Consider the following 16192-nt stretch of genomic DNA (forward strand, 5'->3'; position numbering starts at 1 on the left):
TTTACTTTTCATATTTCAATTACGTGTTCTTGTCTGATTAACTACTACAAATGTTACAAAATAAATTTGTAGAAAATATGAAGTTTGAAAGTTAACAATATAAATCAAGATAAATCACTATTCGATACTCACTTACATTAATAGAAAATTAAGGAAAATTAGAATGTCAAAAAAAGCAAACCATTTAATGGTTTGCTAAATGTGGATACCAGTTAAAGAATCATTTTTAAGAAGAAAGTGAGTTTTTCGAATTCTAAGCAATTGATATACCATATGATAGAGCGATTTGCCCATTTGAATTTGAAGACTTAGCTATAATTACGGTTGTCCCAACTTTTATTTGATCAAACAACCACTGAATTTCATCATTATGCATACGAACACAACCAGCGCTGACTGATTTTCCAATCGAACTTTGTTTATTGTTTCCATGAATTCCATACGAGTTCCCAGGAGAATTACCAACACTTAAACCCATCCAACGTTTACCAAGTGGATTATTCGGAGCACCTCCAGGTATATTTCCTTTGTACCATGGTCTATTTTTTACCTTATTTAATATGACGAACTTTCCGGTAGGAGTAGGAGTTGATGTTTTCCCTGTAGCAACACGGAAAGTTTTTACAAGCATACCTTTATTATAGTAAGAGAGTTTATTCGTTTTGGAATTTATAATGATTAGTTGTCCCTTTGAAATTTGCCTGTTGCTTTTGACCTCACTATAGGCAGGTCTACTTTGATTCCCCGCTGCGTCAACCGAGATTACTTTAATAGCCATAAATGCTTTTAACTTTCTATCCTTAAACGTATAAATTCCATTTTTAGATGCTTTCGTTTTAGAAACATATTTATTATTAAAATATAGTTTTACAACAGCATTTGATTCTGTTTTCCCACTAATTTCATTTGCCTTTTCATTTACAGAGAAAACTTTTGGAATAGCTGGAGCAGTTCGATCTATTACCCGAATATTGACAGAACCGCTTTGATTTTTACTTTTATCTATATAATTGGATAATTCAGGATTACTAATACTTGATGATAAAGTTGATGCATTAGCTATAGGTAAAAGGAATAAAAACGTCCCTAGAAAAATTACAATTAGTATTTTTTTAGCCATTTTCTCTCTCCTTGTTTATATTAATTTAGATTAATTGACCAAAATTCGTGGTCGTAAAATCTAATGTCTGAATAACTAATACAAATGTACAAAACAAAATTGTAGAAAGTATGGAGATTGACAATATTTTTATAAATTGAGTAATAACATACAAAAATAAAATAGGCACTCGTTAAGTGCCTTTCAAAATTGCTACTTATTTGCTATACACAATAAGTTGCTGTTTTTTATTAAGAAGTCGTCTTAAAAAATACTAATTTGCCATTTCATTTACAGATAATGGAAAAACAGATAACATATTTCACTTTTTGAAATAGGAAGAGAAATGAAATAAATGAGTCTTTTTTATCAAATATTACGAAATCCATAAAACATAACTTAAATCTTTGGTATATTCATTTAGACTAAAATACATTAATGAGGTGAAGTATTGAAAAAGAAAATAAAAAATAGATTGTCAATTACTTTTACTGTAGTTATTTTTTTGATATGTTTCATTTATTTTCAGAATAATTCTCTTGTTATAACAGAAACCACTATAAATTCTGCAAAAGTACCAGCAGGTTTTGACGATTTTACTATCGTTCAATTATCTGACCTACATAGTAAGTCCTTTGGAAAAAATCAAAGTACGCTAGTCAAAAAAGTTAGTAATATTAGCCCTAATTTAATTGTATTTACTGGTGATTTGGTAGACTCTGAAAAGTATAATGCAAAAGCAAGTCTAAAATTGATGGAAGAATTAATTCAAATTGCTCCCATTTATTATGTAACAGGAAATCACGAATGGTGGTCTGGAAAATTCAGCTCATTGGAAAGTAAATTAATCAATTTAGGTGTAAAAGTAATGAGAAACACCACAGATCATATTAAAAATAGAAATGATGTAATTAATATTGTAGGAATTGATGACCCAGCAAAAATAAGTGAGAGTTATAGCGAAAGAGGAGTAACAGAAGATGCTATTGTGAACTCGATTAAAGGACTCGATGAAGGAAAAAACTTTAAAATTTTATTATCACATAGACCAGAATTATTTTCGCTTTATGCACAGTATAAATTTGATTTAGTAATGTCAGGTCACGCACACGGAGGTCAAGTAAGAATTCCTTTTATCGGTGGTTTAGTTGCCCCAAATCAGGGATTATTTCCAAAGTACACTTCTGGAAAATATATTTTAGATCAAACTACTATGATTGTTAGCAGAGGACTTGGAAACAGTATCATTCCACTAAGAATATTTAATCGACCAGAAATAGTTGTTGTGACATTAAAATCAATCAATAACTAATTTTTTGTTTTCGCATGTATTGTATATATTTAGTTGAGAAGTTGGTAAAAAAGTTCTAACCTAAATCACCTTAGCAAAAAACGTAGTTCGGCACTCATTCCGGCTGCGTTTTTCTTTTTTGTCTAAACATTTCATTTTTATTAATATAGTGTATTTATTAAATTAGTACATGGATAACCTCAAGGTTAATTTTTTAAAAAATATATACATTAGTTCTGTTTTAAAATGGCTAAAGAAATTTTCATAAAATCATTATTTAAAACCTTTTCTAGACATGCTAGAGCGAATATTTTTCTTGCTAATAAAGGTGTCTAGGTCATTATTCCTCAAAAAAACAGATAAAAACTGCACCTCCAAATGTTAGTGGTTTCAACAATTGGGGTGCAGTTACCGAAGAAGTGTGATGTTTAACCAACGCATACGGTAATACAAAAAACTTTATGTATTGGCAATTCAATTTTTAAAAATATAGTTAAGTTTAACTAAGTAATATTATTAAAATTCACTGAAAAAAATATTTATCTTTTATCTATTACTTAATATTATTTTTTGGGGTTTTAAAATTTTCAGATAGCTTTGATTCATTTTTCATTAAGAATATCTGTAAACCTTCTAAGTCTATCACTTATTATTGGAATAAATTCATTGGAAGCATCTGATCCAAGATCACTCATTCGTCCATCATAACCTGCATACCGAACTGGCTGATTTTCCATTAACCCCCTCGGTCGATTACCTGAAATATAAACAGTAATGACTCCTTGATTCACTCCTGAAGGTAAAAACTTAGTAAGTATATTTTGATATTTTTTAAGTTGTTCATGGATAACACTATAGGTTGATTCATCCTCAGACTTCACATCGATCCATAGTGTAAACCCTTTATCATATCCTGAATAAACAGATCCATTATTCTCTTTTACTCGTTCCATTAATGGGTCAAGATATAAGGATTTCAATGTTCGATCTGGTCGTATATCCTCTTTGTCATGTGCAACAAGCAATTCTCCATCAATAAGCCAAACATCAGCTTCTACACTAGTAAATCCGTGCTCTAGTGCATCCATTAATGGACGAGAATGTTCGTAATCATTATGTGCGTGTGCTTTCGCAAGAGGAACCACAGATTGTAGGTTCGAGAATAATAAATTACCTGTACTTGCGGCAAAAGCATCTGTAAACGTAATCATGAAAACAGAAGCCACTAGAGTTAAAACAGCCATCCATTTTTTCATAGTTTCTAACCTCCCAAAATAGTAAATTACCAACTTTATACTAGATGAAAAAACTAAAATTTCAATCAAATGACAGAATTCTTTACAAACCTTTTAATCTTTTTACATGACTAATATAATTAGTAAAATATTTTACAAAATGAAAACAAATTGAGTAATGGTATAAAAAATTAATCAATTTTTCTTTTTGATTTGTCCTAATATACTTCAATAATCGATATATTTTGCGTTATCTATTGCATTTAATTTAAACTGCATTTCAAATAATCCCTGAACAGAATATTCAAAAATCCTACCAACATTTCATTTCCTATGTCGCATATTGGTATAAGTAAACTTTTTATAAAAGGAAAAACATTGATTGTTTTAATCAAAAATGGAGTATTGATAGTCGTATGTTAGCCTTGTATTATAAATTCATAAATAGGCTGAAAATTATTAATATTAAAAACGTAATACTCAATCTCTCCGAACATCCTTCTAAATTTAGCGGCCTATTTAAAAAATCAAGGAGGTAAATGTTGTGAAGAAGAAAAATTTTAACACCTTAGTAGTACTCAGCATGTCAGCAACACTAGCTCTTTCCGCTCAGCTACCTATGGCTTCATTTGCTGAAACAAAGGTTCATGGTAATCAGAAACAAAATTTAGATCTTTTAGTAAAGGATCGGAACTCTATAAAGAAAAATTCCAATTCAGTGAATTCATTTGATGAAGGTGATAAGAAATTTTCTGAAAATCAACTTGTTATCAGCTATACTTCGCCGATTTCTGAGAGTGAGCATAGCAAGTCCGGTGGTAGCCTAATTAAAAGAATACCATCATTAGGCTATGATGTGATTGAAGTAAAGAATGTTGAAGATCTTGAAAAAGTAGTCCAAGCCTATGCGAAGCTACCAAAAGTTACATCAATCTCCAAAAGTGCTCTTTTTAAAAGATTGGGAACAGTAGATTTAAAAGCCTCTGAAAAGTACCATCTAAATAATCTTAATGTTGACAAAGCACAAAAATTAGCAGGGAAAAACAAAATTCGTGTCGGTGTCATAGATACTGGAATTGATACGAAACATCCTGAACTTGTTAATAAAATTATCGCTAATAAAAATGCAATGAACCCTATTAAAAAAGGAATACCTGATTCCCATGGTACTCATGTTACTGGGATAATTGCTGGTGAAAAAAATAACGGTATAGGCGGCTTTGGAATCGCACCAAATTCTCAAATAGTAACGATAGACGTGTTTAACAAATCTGATTTTGGTACTGACTATGTTGTAGCTGAAGGTATACTAGAAGCAATTAGACAAGATGTTAACGTTATCAATATGAGCTTAGGTTCTATTAGTCCATCACCTATCTTAAAAGATGCCGTAGAAAAAGCAATTGATAAGGGTATTGTCATTATTGCTGCGTCAGGTAACACTGGGACAGAAAATTTACAATATCCAGCAGCCTATGATGGTGTCATAAGCGTTGGTGCTACAGATAAGGACAATAAATTGGCTAATTTTTCAACATACGGTCCGTCTGTAGATGTTACAGCACCTGGAAATAACATTTACTCGACAGTTTATTCACCTGATAAAGGATCAACATTTGTCCATATGAGCGGTACATCTATGGCGGCTCCAATGGTTACAGGTGCGGTTTCCCTATTATTATCTAAATATCCGAAGCTCACACCTTATCAAGTAAATTATATTTTAACGCATACTGCAAAAGATTTAGGGGAAAAAGGGTTCGATGCAAAATATGGTTACGGAATGATCGACCTTGTTAAACTTCTATCTTTTGACCCTAAAAAGATTCCGGGTCAATCTATTGTAAAGGATGATCAGATTTTAGAAAAAGCAAAACCCCTTACAATATCAACTGAAACAACAGTTACGGGTGCTTTGAATAAACTTGAACAAATTGATTATTATAAGTTTACTGTAGATAAGAATCAGAATGTCCAGATAAGTCTTCAAGGTGAAACTCAATATGATTTGAAATACGAATTACAATTTTATCCGGAAGGAGCAAATTCACCCGAGTATAGACTAGATGTTAATGATCGTAAGGCTGGAATGGCTGAAGGTTCATACTTCAAAGCACCGAAAAAAGGTACGATTGTAATTGCTTTAAAAGACTCCTTTGGACAATACAATGAAGATGGGAAATCTAAATACTCACTTACTGTAAGCCGTAAAGATCAACTTCATGATGATGGTAATACAATGGAAAATCCCTTTATCTTAGACTCACTTCCATTTAAAACATCGCTTACTAACTACTTCACTGATGAATTATCGACTTCAGTGTCAAGACTAGAAAATCCTATTCCTGGTGACTCTGATTATTATCGTTTTAAGGTGCCCGGAAATATTGGGGAACCAGAAAAAGTATTAAAATTCCACGTATCTGCTGTTGAAGGTATGGATTCATCCTTTAGGCTACATATGGTTAATAAGGTTGTAAACGAGGATGGCTCAATCCATGAAAGTATTAATGTTGTTGATCAATTTAAATCTTTTGGATACGGTGAATCAGAGACAGCTTCAATGACCGCTCTTCCTGGGATGGAATATATTTTAGAGGTGACGAACAAGCCTTTACTTAGTGAATACGATCAACTTATCGGGAAAGAGATTGATTTCACACGAAGCTATACTTCTCAAAAACCATATCAAGTTGATTTTGAAATCAAAGATATTACGCCGGATGAAGATAATTTCCCACAAGCCGGAAAAAGAAACGAAAATACCAAATCACAAGAAAATGGATTTTTTAATAAGTACAAGGAAATTTATGATAAATTCATAAAACCGGACTATAAATTTAATAAATTAACAAGTTATTTTGATTTGGTAAAAGATAAAGCGATTCCTATTGAATCAGATAAAACATATAAAGGTTCTTTTCAGTACAGAGGCGATGAAGATTGGTTTAAATTCACACCAAAAGATAACTCTGTTTTTGAAATGAAATTTACAGATAAAGAAGGACATAATGTTCCAATTTCCCTTGTTCATAAGTACAGTGATCGAATTAATGATCTAGATACTATATACTCAAGCTTGGATACGAACTCGGTTGATGGAACAGGATTGAAAGGGAAAAATCCATTCAATATTGGTCTAAAAAAAGGTGAAACATACTACATCCTTTTAAATGAATCATCATACAGATCAAGTTTTGATCCGTATGAATTCAAAATTTCTACTGCATTTAAAAATACAAATGATAACTTTGAGCATAACGATACATTTGAAACAGCTAAGAGGATAACTACTAAACCTATAGTAGGCAACTTATCATCCATTGGTGATATTGATACATTCTATTTCAAGCCAGATAAAACAAGTATTTATAGTGCTATTGAACAACCTGGTTCACTTCCTATTAAGTATAATAAGGCTCATACAGAATTGAAAAGAGACCTCGACTCCGTGCTCCTTATTTACGAGGACACGAATGGAAATGGAAAACTTGAAGAGAAAGAGGAAGATAACGTTTCTATCGTAGATTTCTCATACGATAATCAACCTGAAATTGGTTCCTTCCGAGCGAAAAAAGGAAGCGGCTACTTCTTTAAAATACGAAACTGGGATAATAGAGCAACAAGTCTTATTCCTTATACGTTTACATTAAAAGAAGTAGTAACAAAAGATGAGGATGCTGGTTCTATTGTAAAAAACAATGTACCATCTAAACCTCTTTCCTTAAAATTCCAGTCCGGCAAGTATTCAAATGTAGGCTATATTAACATGACTAACAACAAAGGGGATGCCGACTATTACAAATTAGTTCAAAAAAGTGATGGCAAACGAACAATCAAGTTAGATGTCCCATTTGATCTTGACGGAATCATTACAGTTTACAATTCAAAAGGAAAACAAGTCGCCTTTTCTGACTATTACAGCAATGGAGACTACGAAATCTTTAATGTTAACCTCAAAAAAGGAAACTACTACATTAAAGTTGAAGATTCTAACGGAAATGCAAGCGCAATGCCATATAAACTAATTCTTAATTAATAAAAAAAGTGGTTGGTATTTGTACCAACCACTTTTTATTAGATTCAATTTTTGTTTTGTCGTTCACTTCTATCATAGAATTGAAGTTGTATGTCGAATCCATACCAAAATTTGCTTTTACAATCTTACTTGATCTTCCTCTTTTAAAATCTTAATTTTTGCTTCTAATAAACTTATTGTCATTTTTGAATATTCCACACCGTACTCAATTGTTATTTTCTTAAATTTATCGGTATCAGGTGAATTTGTTTGCACATCTAATATATTTTCTAATTCTTGTTTTAAATGCTTTATTTCGTTTTCCATCCATTTAATTATATTTTCTTTCTTCGTAAATTTTCCAAAAAATAATCGGATTAAAAAATCTGATCTCATAATAGTTGGATTTATAGGACTTTCCAAATACTCTATAAATTCTTCTTTTCCTTTATCTGTTATCACATATAAATTTTTATTCGGTTTCCCTTCTTGTTGAATAATTTCCTTTTTAACAAATCCTTCTTTCTCCATTCTTTTAAGAGCTGGATAAATAGCTCCAAAAGAAGCATCAAAGAAATGTGCAACAGATATCTGCATTATCCGTTTAATATCGTATCCACTCATTGGTTCTTCGAATAAAAATCCCAGAATAACATTTTGTATGTTCATTTTTTACACCTCAAATATTTCTGAACTTTCTCTAATTTTAAAATTAACATATACCACTTTTATACTGTTAAAGTTTTTTCTTTCTTATGCTCCCTTTGAAGACTTACTAGTATTAAAGTAATTACAATAATAACCATTAATATCTTGCAAAGCATAATTATTTCACTAGTAATAGACGATCCACCAGTAACCAGTTTCATAATTCCTTCAACTGCATAAGTTGCTGGTAAAAAGTTACTTATAGTCTGATAAAAACTTGATAATAATTCTCTTGGGATGGTTGTACCGGACGATAATAGTTGAATCGATAACATAGCGATATTTACCCATCCACCTGCATCACTCACAATAAAAAATGGAACTTGGGCTAAAAATAAGAAAGTTAGTACATACATTATTTGAAAAAACCACATTGTGAAAAACCCTTGATTCGAATGTACTCCCATTAAATTAACCATAATAGTTCCAAAAGTAGAAATCAGGATAGTAGCCGTTATTATTAAAAGAACTCTTGTCCCAAACCTTTGCCAACGATTGTATAAATTTTTGTAAGCTTTAAACGCTTTATTCATTTCTAAAATAAATAACATTGAACCAGTAAATGATGCCATTACTAACATCATTGGAACCATCAATCTTGAAAAATTTGATACCTTATTAATATTATTAACAACCGGATGTACACGATCTGAAAGGTCTTGAACTAATTCATTAGACTTATCTGAAGGTAGATTCATTTGATCAAAAGTAATTTGTAATCCCAACTTCACCATTTCCTTATTAAGGGTAGCCGTTACATTATCCTGTACTGTTTGCATTACTCCCTTGAGCATACTTGGATTTGATTCATTTAAAGAATAAATAATTTTTGCTTTCTCTTTATTCTGAAGCGTGACAGTAAAATCTTCAGGTATATTAATAACCATTTGAACTTTACGATCATCTAGCTTATTTATGGCACTTTTTATATCTGACGACTGAGTGACTTTAAATTTTAAGTTTTCTTCTAAATTCTTTGTTATTTGAACTCCAACTTTTGAGTCATTATTTACAATAATAATTTTAAATTTATTAATTCGCTCAGTAACATGGTCATACCCTGTAAGCCAGATAATGCTAAACAGAACCTGAAAAATTATTGCTGTTATTAAACCAATAATAACACTCGGTGTTTTTAATATGGTTACGTATAGGTTTCTGATTTTGGTTCCCCTCCTATTATTTACTTATACCGTAGATTATCTATATAATAATATCATCACTAACAATATTAACAATGTATATATTAACAATGTTAATATAACTAATTTCAAAGTCGTTGTCAATTAAGAATTCATCTACTAGCGTATTTATTGCAATAAAAAAATCGACTATTTAGTCGATTTTAAGATTTCTAAACGTTTATGTCATATGCTTTTTTGACATTATAAAAAATTTTTGTTGTTTTACTAAGTAGTGTGGTGTGATGCTTTTTACATATATCGTTTCTATTTCTACTAATCTGCCCTATTTTTACATAAAGGATGATCGAGTGTTCATCCTATATACGCCATTGTCCAACTTAATGACAACAGGAGTTTTTATTTTTTGTCTGCCTTGAAGAATTAGTGACTTAAAGGGGAAAATAAAAGCCAGCAACTCCAGTATCAACCTCATAATAATCAACCTCCTTTACTTTAAGTGCAATTCGCTCAAGTACTTGAGTGTATACCGAGTGTTTATTTGTACATAATAAGATTGTTAAATGATAAATTAAGGAGGACTTTTATGCAACAGAATCAACAAGCTAAAGAGAAATTGAATTCTATTACGAGTCCAGAATTCGCTAAAACTGATGATGCACAAAAAGTAAAACAAGAAATTCAAACAAATGTAAGCGAAGGACAAGGTGCAATGACTTCCCAAGAGGCAGGAGCAATGCGAGATTAAAAACCACTAAACAATAAATATATATGACATCGTTTTTCTAAATATAAAGCTTGTATCACTGATTACTAACTAAGTAATTCTTGATACAGTTTTTTTATGTCCGTTGTAGTTGAATTTTTCACCGTCACTTTAATTCAAAAATATCCATCGACTAATCGTAAAAATAGACTGCCGAAGCAGCCGATCAGCTTTTGAACTATTGCTCTCTTTAGTTGAATAAGAAAGTTATTAATATCCTTTTTCGATTACTATGTGAGTAATATGATTTTTATTTGAAGCAATAACATCAAGAATACCCTCAGGATAAATTTGTTTTAATTTTAATTGGTCTAATGTACGCCAAATTAGTTTTACGTCATTAAGTTCCTTATGAATTATAACAGAATTAAATTGCTTATTTATTGAGCACCAATGAATTAACGTACAGTTGTGTCTTTTCCTACCTTCATATTCAATAATATTCTCATTAACACAAACAAGTTCATCTACACATACCTGTAAATCAAATTCCTCTATTAACTCCCTAATAATTGCATCAGAAGCTTGTTCTCCAAATTCAATACTTCCTCCAGGTAGACGATAAAAAGTTTCTTCTAAGTCGCACTGTACAAGAAATTTTGTTTTATCTCTATTTGAAATTATTCCTTCTGCTCTTAGTAAAGGCCTATTCATAACACAACCTCCTAAATTAAATTATACAATTATCTTCTTCTTACAATACCTAATTCCCTTGTTGAACTATTCTTCCAAATAGAAAATAAAAAAGACCGACGAAGCCGTCGATCGTTGTTCATACTAACGCGCCAGTTAGTTAAACAAGAACTTTACTATTCTTTATTAAACTTTAATGTTGATAAATTCTATAAAACTAAGGAAAACACATTAAAGTAGGTGCTTCCCTTAGTTTTTAATTATTCAAACTCAAATTTAATATAAGCATTTTCTAAACCTAACAAATATTTTAAAGTTTTACCTAATCCAAAGTTATTCGGTAAATCTTTTTCTAAAACAAATGTTACATATCCTGCTTTGCCTGGTGTTAAATTGGTTAATTGAAGATGGTCATTATTATCGTAAATGTAAGAAATTATAAATTCATAGTAATCTTTTTCTTTGTCACTTGAATTCAATCCAACATCGTATAATCTTACTCTTGCCCCTGCCCATATTTCTTCATCATCTTTGATATTAGACAATGGTATCCATTTTGATTTATCCAATATTTCATCCCTTTTCTTGTTTTTTAATTAAACACTCAATCTGATTGCTTATTGTACTATTGCGCCAGTTAGTTGAACAAGACTTTCAATTAATTTGTAAAAAAACTTTTATAAATAATTAAATAAGGTTGTTATCTCACCTTTATTTGCAATACATTCTTTTTTTGCTAAAAAAGAAAGCAATGTAATTGGCTTATTTTGTATAGATGCTGAGTACACCTTATGATGACCATCAATAATATAATGTGTTAAACACCAATGTTCTGTGTGTGTTATATCTTCATCAAAGTCAGCTGGTTCTTTTATATCTAAAACCGATATGGATAATGCTGTTGGCTTCTTATCATCTGCAATAATTGATTTATATTTTTTTATAGTATCTTCATCTAACCAATTTTTGGGGAACGTAGGAACAAAAAACTCAAATAACATGGAAGTATTTGATATTTCTTTAGATATGCCACGATAGTAATTAATATTTGGAGAATGTGGTAATCCATAAAAGCTGTCTATCCCCCATACTTGAACTTGTTCATTGTGGAAGTAATCTTGATCTGAACCTAACTCAATAAATTTAGGTTTTATGTCTTTCAGGGAGACTATATATTCTCCGTTTGGAAGAATTAAAGATACCTTTGAAAGAAAATCATCTTCTAATTGAGTTAAACCCTCTTGGAATGTAGTGCTAATTATTTGAGAAGTTAATGTTTGATTGGGTTTATTTACTCCTTCTAACTTTTCAAAGAAAAAAGAACAAGTCCCACAAATATTACCAATATGAAAAGCTTTTTTTCCATCAATAGCAATATATCTATCCCACTTTTTCCAACCGCCTCCACCAGTCGTTTCAAATGAGATTGCTGATTTTGAACCATTAATTGTCCATTTTTTATTCTCAATAGTATCCATGCTGCACCATCGCTTCCATTGTTGTCACTTTACCATTTACTTATTGAACTAACGTGCCAGTTAGTTCAATTAGAAATTAACATTATAATTTAAAGAAAGATTAAGTGTCTCAATAACTTCTGTTTATCTTAAGTACATAAAAATGTTTACTTGTTTCCCGAGTTCATAAGTTCCTTGAGCCATTGTTTGAATACTTTATTTGAATTGATATTAGCGTCTATTATCAAAAATCGTTTTTCTTTAGGTGCTTGTCTATACCATTCGAGATTCTCAACACTATACCGTTTATTCTCTGGTAAAAATTTGTTCCAATCTACCTTTTTTAATGACTCTTCATTGTGAATATCGATATCTGGCATTTCTAATAATTTTTTATATAAATCGTCTATATTTACACTATTTTCTTCTAATCCGTAGTCCTCAATGAAAATAATCTTTTTTCTTTCTTGGGAAAAATAATAACAATATCCTTCAAATTCTTTATCGTGAATAACTGCCATTGGGTGTTCATGATTATCCCTACATAAACACAAATTACAATTTAATGTTTTGAAGATATTAAGGAATTTAGTTAAATATATTTTTCTTACAGGTACAGTGGTTCCAAAAATTCCTTTTCTTGGTTCTAATCCCGTATACCTTTCTTCTATTGTGATATTTAAAAAGTCAGCTTCATTAAAATTATCTTTAACACGCTCAAGTTGATAGTAATATCCATACTTATTAATTATTTTATCAACATGTCTTTTTGACGGTAATTTATCACCATCAATAAGTAAAATCATGTTTTTTTGCATTTAGTAAATCTCCTTAACGCTAAGTTCATTAATCTTATAACCTACTTAATTATATAGAAAATATGAAGAATTAGGTTATTAGAATTTAAGTTTTTTTACCCTAATATTACAAAAAAAAATAGCTGCAATTAAGCAGAATGATCTTCAACTAACGCGCCAGTTAGTTGTATAAACCAAGTAGTAAAAAGTTAATATTAACTACTCTTTTCCACACATTATACATCGCTTATCTGTATCGTTTTCACCATACATTCTTATTTCTTTCTTTATTTCACATTTAACACATACATGTATTTCAATTTGTGGGATTTCACCTCTTTCAACAGCTGGTACCCATTCTTGATTATATATTTTCCTACTCATCCCGTAATCGATCAACACTAATTCATTTTTATCATTTAAGCCATAATTACTGCTATCTTTTAGATCAAATGAATCAAACTTTTTGTCGAGTACTTCCAAGCATTCCTTGTATTGTTTAGGAAAATTCCACCATCCTTCTTTATCATTAATGTCAAAGGTTTGATTATCATACAAAGGCAATTCATTGTAGTATTGTTGAATACATACTTCTTCATTTACAAAATATACTGGTGCTAATACATGTTCATAGCCAATAGATCTCATATGTTCATAAATTTGAAGTTCTCTTATAGATTGTTGATATCCAATAGCGTGAACATTAACTTTAATAACATAATCACCAAAACGATAAACCTTTCGCGTTGAGCCTAAACCAATGAAATTCTTATTTACACAATATTTATTCCATTTCTGGACAATTTCAGTATTCATTTGAATCCACCTCTAAATTAAAGCATCTTACAAATTTACTTCGATATTTGCTAGGAATATCCTGTTTGAATGTAAAAAAGAGCTGAATAATCAGCTCTAAGGTAGTTCAACTAACGCGCCAGTTAGTAAAATAAGAAAATTTTTGATTTTGAATTAGTAAATTTTCTTATCCAACTATGATTTAACTATCTCGATCTTTTTTTACGGAAGTATGAACCAATTGATGCCCCTATAAATCCAGGAACAAGCCATGATGTATCGTGAAAAAATGTATAGCCTAATATAAATTTATTTAACAGTCCAGTATACAAAATTACAATGAAAAATATAAAAAGAGAAATATACCACTTTTCATTTCGTTCAATGTTTTGTTTCTTCGCATTGTATTTAAAGAATCTACTAACTAGTATTGCGAATAGAATGAAGATTAGTAAAGCCAATAACAACATTTCTATTGAAGTTGAATTAGCTAGTTTAAGCCAAGTTAAAAATATAATTAAACCCACACTAGTAACTATTGATTCTAAGATTTCATACCTATTCATTTTTTATCCCCTATTATTTATTTACAAAAAAATATTTTATCTATTTAATATCTAACAGACGCTAATCCATATTGAACTAACGCATCCGTTAGTTCAAATTGTTATCTATAGTTATCTTTCTTTTCCTCCATTTAATAATAACAATGATAATTATACCAATTAACATTATAAGTGTTGGTATTCCTTCAATATAAAAGAATCCAGCCCAATAGGCCCACCAAGGACCATAAGGGTCATCGGTTGCCATTCCACCTATAAAGAAAGCCATAGGAAATGCAAGAGCGAATAGTACTGCTCCTGAAATAAGTATTCCTTTCCCAACTTCCATTATATCTCTACTCCTTTTTTCACCAACAAGTAGTTAGTTATTTCTTTTCACTATTTCGTTATAATTATAACACTTTCTTATTCCACTGAACTGCTCTTAGTGCAATAAAAAAAGAACCGCCGAAGCAGTCCAACTTTGTTCAACTAACGCGCCAGTTAGTTGTATAAGATACTTTATTATGAACTGTCTTTTTTACTGGTTTGCAATTAAACTTGCTATATCTGAAAGATGTTGTTTAATATCACTTAATTGTGATCCTATGTAAAATAAAGCACCAACGCCTACTAATAAACAAAGTGTTTTAACAATTCTATATGTTTTTTCATCCATATTAATTTACCACCTTACTTCGCTCTTTTTTCTTCCGCGGAAGTTTCTTTTAATTTATTATTCAACTAATTATTTAAATATCCCTTTTCTTATTGAACCATCTTGCCAGTTAGTGAAACAAAAATAGAGCCACATTTGTGACTCTTGTTCATCAACTAACGCGCCAGTTAGTTGTATTAGAGTGAGGATCATAAGTTCTTCATTTATAACCCACTTAAACCATCCGTTACTCATTAAAAAAATAACATATACATAGTATGCATAAACCCAGGGAAAGTAGCATCATAGATAGCTTTTTTAAATACCACGGTAATAAATTAATAATATATAAAAATATTTCCCCTAAAACATCACCGGGATCTGCATGGCTAGTTTCATTTTGATAAAACTCTTTATTTTTAAATGAAAAAAATAGCAAACCTATAAATGAAAAAATAGCAAAAATAATCATTAAAATAGTCATGTTGATTCCTCTATGATTCCCTCTTTTTTTACATTATTATAACATTCCTTGTTCGACTATCCTGCCACATACATAAATAATAAATCAGTCAATGGCTGCTCTTGAACTTCAACTAACGCGCCAGTTAGTTGAATTGGTCCTGTAGAAGTCGCTTTACTGTTATAGGATATTCTAAGGTAAATTCTATTAATTAATAAATTCATCAATATCACATTCGAAACCGTGATTCTCTTTTATTATGATTGCAACTTGTTTAGCCAAATTCCTTATCCATTTTAAATCAGAAGATTTATTGAATAGTGTATTTTCGACAATTTTGTGTTCTATCACTTCATTTTCGTTTATGTTAAATTCTTTTACTTCATAAAAAGCAGATATCTCTAAGGCATAAATTCCCTGCCAACTAAATACAGTTAAGTCCACCAAATTTAAGTTCGTTTCTATTTCAAACTGTAGCTCCTTTTTATATTCCTCATGAAGTGTAGTAACTCTATGTTCAAAGCTTTTTATAATACTTTCTATTTTAAGTTCTAATGTTTCTGACATGATAAGTACCCCCAAATA

The 16192-nt window shown here is 30.4% G+C and carries 17 protein-coding genes; 3 read left to right on the top strand and 14 right to left on the bottom strand.

Annotated features, from left to right (window positions below):
• Positions 1-253 precede the first annotated feature (253 nt).
• Positions 254-1120: a L,D-transpeptidase family protein gene (locus ACX6U0_RS06025; RefSeq protein ID WP_464959069.1), complete on the bottom strand. Its 867-nt coding sequence runs from the start codon at positions 1118-1120 to the stop codon at positions 254-256.
• Positions 1121-1550: 430 nt separating this feature from the next.
• Between ACX6U0_RS06025 and ACX6U0_RS06030 the strand changes: the two genes are divergently transcribed.
• Positions 1551-2411: a metallophosphoesterase gene (locus ACX6U0_RS06030; RefSeq protein ID WP_464959070.1), complete on the top strand. Its 861-nt coding sequence runs from the start codon at positions 1551-1553 to the stop codon at positions 2409-2411.
• Between the two features lie 581 nt (positions 2412-2992).
• Here the strand turns inward: ACX6U0_RS06030 and ACX6U0_RS06035 are convergent.
• Positions 2993-3646: a PI-PLC domain-containing protein gene (locus ACX6U0_RS06035; RefSeq protein ID WP_464959071.1), complete on the bottom strand. Its 654-nt coding sequence runs from the start codon at positions 3644-3646 to the stop codon at positions 2993-2995.
• Between the two features lie 523 nt (positions 3647-4169).
• Between ACX6U0_RS06035 and ACX6U0_RS06040 the strand changes: the two genes are divergently transcribed.
• A complete protein-coding gene (locus ACX6U0_RS06040) occupies positions 4170-7664 on the top strand; it encodes a S8 family peptidase (RefSeq protein ID WP_464959072.1) in 3495 nt (1164 codons plus the stop codon).
• A 117-nt stretch (positions 7665-7781) separates the two neighbouring features.
• Here ACX6U0_RS06040 and ACX6U0_RS06045 read toward each other — a convergent pair whose 3' ends face one another.
• Together ACX6U0_RS06045 and ACX6U0_RS06050 are read right to left on the bottom strand one after the other, a co-directional pair.
• Positions 7782-8312: a PadR family transcriptional regulator gene (locus ACX6U0_RS06045; protein ID WP_464959073.1), complete on the bottom strand. Its 531-nt coding sequence runs from the start codon at positions 8310-8312 to the stop codon at positions 7782-7784.
• Between the two features lie 59 nt (positions 8313-8371).
• Positions 8372-9514, bottom strand: a complete 1143-nt coding sequence (locus tag ACX6U0_RS06050) for a YhgE/Pip domain-containing protein (RefSeq protein WP_464959555.1) — start codon at positions 9512-9514, stop codon at positions 8372-8374.
• Positions 9515-10079: 565 nt separating this feature from the next.
• On the opposite strand from ACX6U0_RS06050, the gene ACX6U0_RS06055 reads away from it, so the two are divergent.
• Positions 10080-10241 carry a hypothetical protein gene (locus tag ACX6U0_RS06055; protein ID WP_464959074.1) on the top strand — a complete coding sequence of 54 codons (162 nt, stop codon included), beginning with the start codon at positions 10080-10082 and terminating at the stop codon, positions 10239-10241.
• Positions 10242-10469: 228 nt separating this feature from the next.
• Here ACX6U0_RS06055 and ACX6U0_RS06060 read toward each other — a convergent pair whose 3' ends face one another.
• The 10 genes from ACX6U0_RS06060 to ACX6U0_RS06105 all read right to left on the bottom strand — a co-directional run bounded on the left by ACX6U0_RS06060 (position 10470) and on the right by ACX6U0_RS06105 (position 16174).
• Positions 10470-10913: an NUDIX domain-containing protein gene (locus tag ACX6U0_RS06060; RefSeq protein ID WP_464959075.1), complete on the bottom strand. Its 444-nt coding sequence runs from the start codon at positions 10911-10913 to the stop codon at positions 10470-10472.
• A 239-nt stretch (positions 10914-11152) separates the two neighbouring features.
• The gene (locus tag ACX6U0_RS06065) at positions 11153-11443 is read right to left on the bottom strand and encodes a hypothetical protein (protein WP_464959556.1); all 291 of its coding nucleotides are present in this window, start codon (positions 11441-11443) and stop codon (positions 11153-11155) included.
• A 126-nt stretch (positions 11444-11569) separates the two neighbouring features.
• Positions 11570-12370 (bottom strand): hypothetical protein, encoded by an 801-nt coding sequence (locus ACX6U0_RS06070; RefSeq protein WP_464959076.1) that lies wholly within the window; start codon positions 12368-12370, stop codon positions 11570-11572.
• Between the two features lie 146 nt (positions 12371-12516).
• A complete protein-coding gene (locus ACX6U0_RS06075) occupies positions 12517-13167 on the bottom strand; it encodes a hypothetical protein (RefSeq protein ID WP_464959077.1) in 651 nt (216 codons plus the stop codon).
• A gap of 198 nt (positions 13168-13365) precedes the next feature.
• The gene (locus tag ACX6U0_RS06080; protein ID WP_464959078.1) at positions 13366-13962 is read right to left on the bottom strand and encodes a protein kinase; all 597 of its coding nucleotides are present in this window, start codon (positions 13960-13962) and stop codon (positions 13366-13368) included.
• Positions 13963-14147: 185 nt separating this feature from the next.
• The gene (locus ACX6U0_RS06085; protein ID WP_464959079.1) at positions 14148-14507 is read right to left on the bottom strand and encodes a hypothetical protein; all 360 of its coding nucleotides are present in this window, start codon (positions 14505-14507) and stop codon (positions 14148-14150) included.
• 88 nt (positions 14508-14595) lie between these two features.
• Positions 14596-14835 carry a hypothetical protein gene (locus ACX6U0_RS06090; protein ID WP_464959080.1) on the bottom strand — a complete coding sequence of 80 codons (240 nt, stop codon included), beginning with the start codon at positions 14833-14835 and terminating at the stop codon, positions 14596-14598.
• 192 nt (positions 14836-15027) lie between these two features.
• Positions 15028-15165 carry a hypothetical protein gene (locus ACX6U0_RS06095; RefSeq protein ID WP_464959081.1) on the bottom strand — a complete coding sequence of 46 codons (138 nt, stop codon included), beginning with the start codon at positions 15163-15165 and terminating at the stop codon, positions 15028-15030.
• 226 nt (positions 15166-15391) lie between these two features.
• Positions 15392-15628 carry a hypothetical protein gene (locus ACX6U0_RS06100; protein ID WP_464959082.1) on the bottom strand — a complete coding sequence of 79 codons (237 nt, stop codon included), beginning with the start codon at positions 15626-15628 and terminating at the stop codon, positions 15392-15394.
• A 186-nt stretch (positions 15629-15814) separates the two neighbouring features.
• A complete protein-coding gene (locus ACX6U0_RS06105) occupies positions 15815-16174 on the bottom strand; it encodes a hypothetical protein (protein ID WP_464959083.1) in 360 nt (119 codons plus the stop codon).
• Positions 16175-16192 lie beyond the last annotated feature (18 nt).

The organism is Gottfriedia sp. ABJ_BB2_2 (assembly GCF_055484705.1).

Coding starts and splice junctions, on each gene's coding strand:
- ACX6U0_RS06025 (WP_464959069.1), bottom strand. CDS start 1,120: ATGGCTAAAAAAATACTAATTGTAATTTTTCTAGGGACGTTTTTATTC.
- ACX6U0_RS06035 (WP_464959071.1), bottom strand. CDS start 3,646: ATGAAAAAATGGATGGCTGTTTTAACTCTAGTGGCTTCTGTTTTCATG.
- ACX6U0_RS06045 (WP_464959073.1), bottom strand. CDS start 8,312: ATGAACATACAAAATGTTATTCTGGGATTTTTATTCGAAGAACCAATG.
- ACX6U0_RS06055 (WP_464959074.1), top strand. CDS start 10,080: ATGCAACAGAATCAACAAGCTAAAGAGAAATTGAATTCTATTACGAGT.
- ACX6U0_RS06060 (WP_464959075.1), bottom strand. CDS start 10,913: ATGAATAGGCCTTTACTAAGAGCAGAAGGAATAATTTCAAATAGAGAT.
- ACX6U0_RS06070 (WP_464959076.1), bottom strand. CDS start 12,370: ATGGATACTATTGAGAATAAAAAATGGACAATTAATGGTTCAAAATCA.
- ACX6U0_RS06075 (WP_464959077.1), bottom strand. CDS start 13,167: ATGCAAAAAAACATGATTTTACTTATTGATGGTGATAAATTACCGTCA.
- ACX6U0_RS06080 (WP_464959078.1), bottom strand. CDS start 13,962: ATGAATACTGAAATTGTCCAGAAATGGAATAAATATTGTGTAAATAAG.
- ACX6U0_RS06085 (WP_464959079.1), bottom strand. CDS start 14,507: ATGAATAGGTATGAAATCTTAGAATCAATAGTTACTAGTGTGGGTTTA.
- ACX6U0_RS06090 (WP_464959080.1), bottom strand. CDS start 14,835: ATGGAAGTTGGGAAAGGAATACTTATTTCAGGAGCAGTACTATTCGCT.
- ACX6U0_RS06095 (WP_464959081.1), bottom strand. CDS start 15,165: ATGGATGAAAAAACATATAGAATTGTTAAAACACTTTGTTTATTAGTA.
- ACX6U0_RS06100 (WP_464959082.1), bottom strand. CDS start 15,628: ATGACTATTTTAATGATTATTTTTGCTATTTTTTCATTTATAGGTTTG.
- ACX6U0_RS06105 (WP_464959083.1), bottom strand. CDS start 16,174: ATGTCAGAAACATTAGAACTTAAAATAGAAAGTATTATAAAAAGCTTT.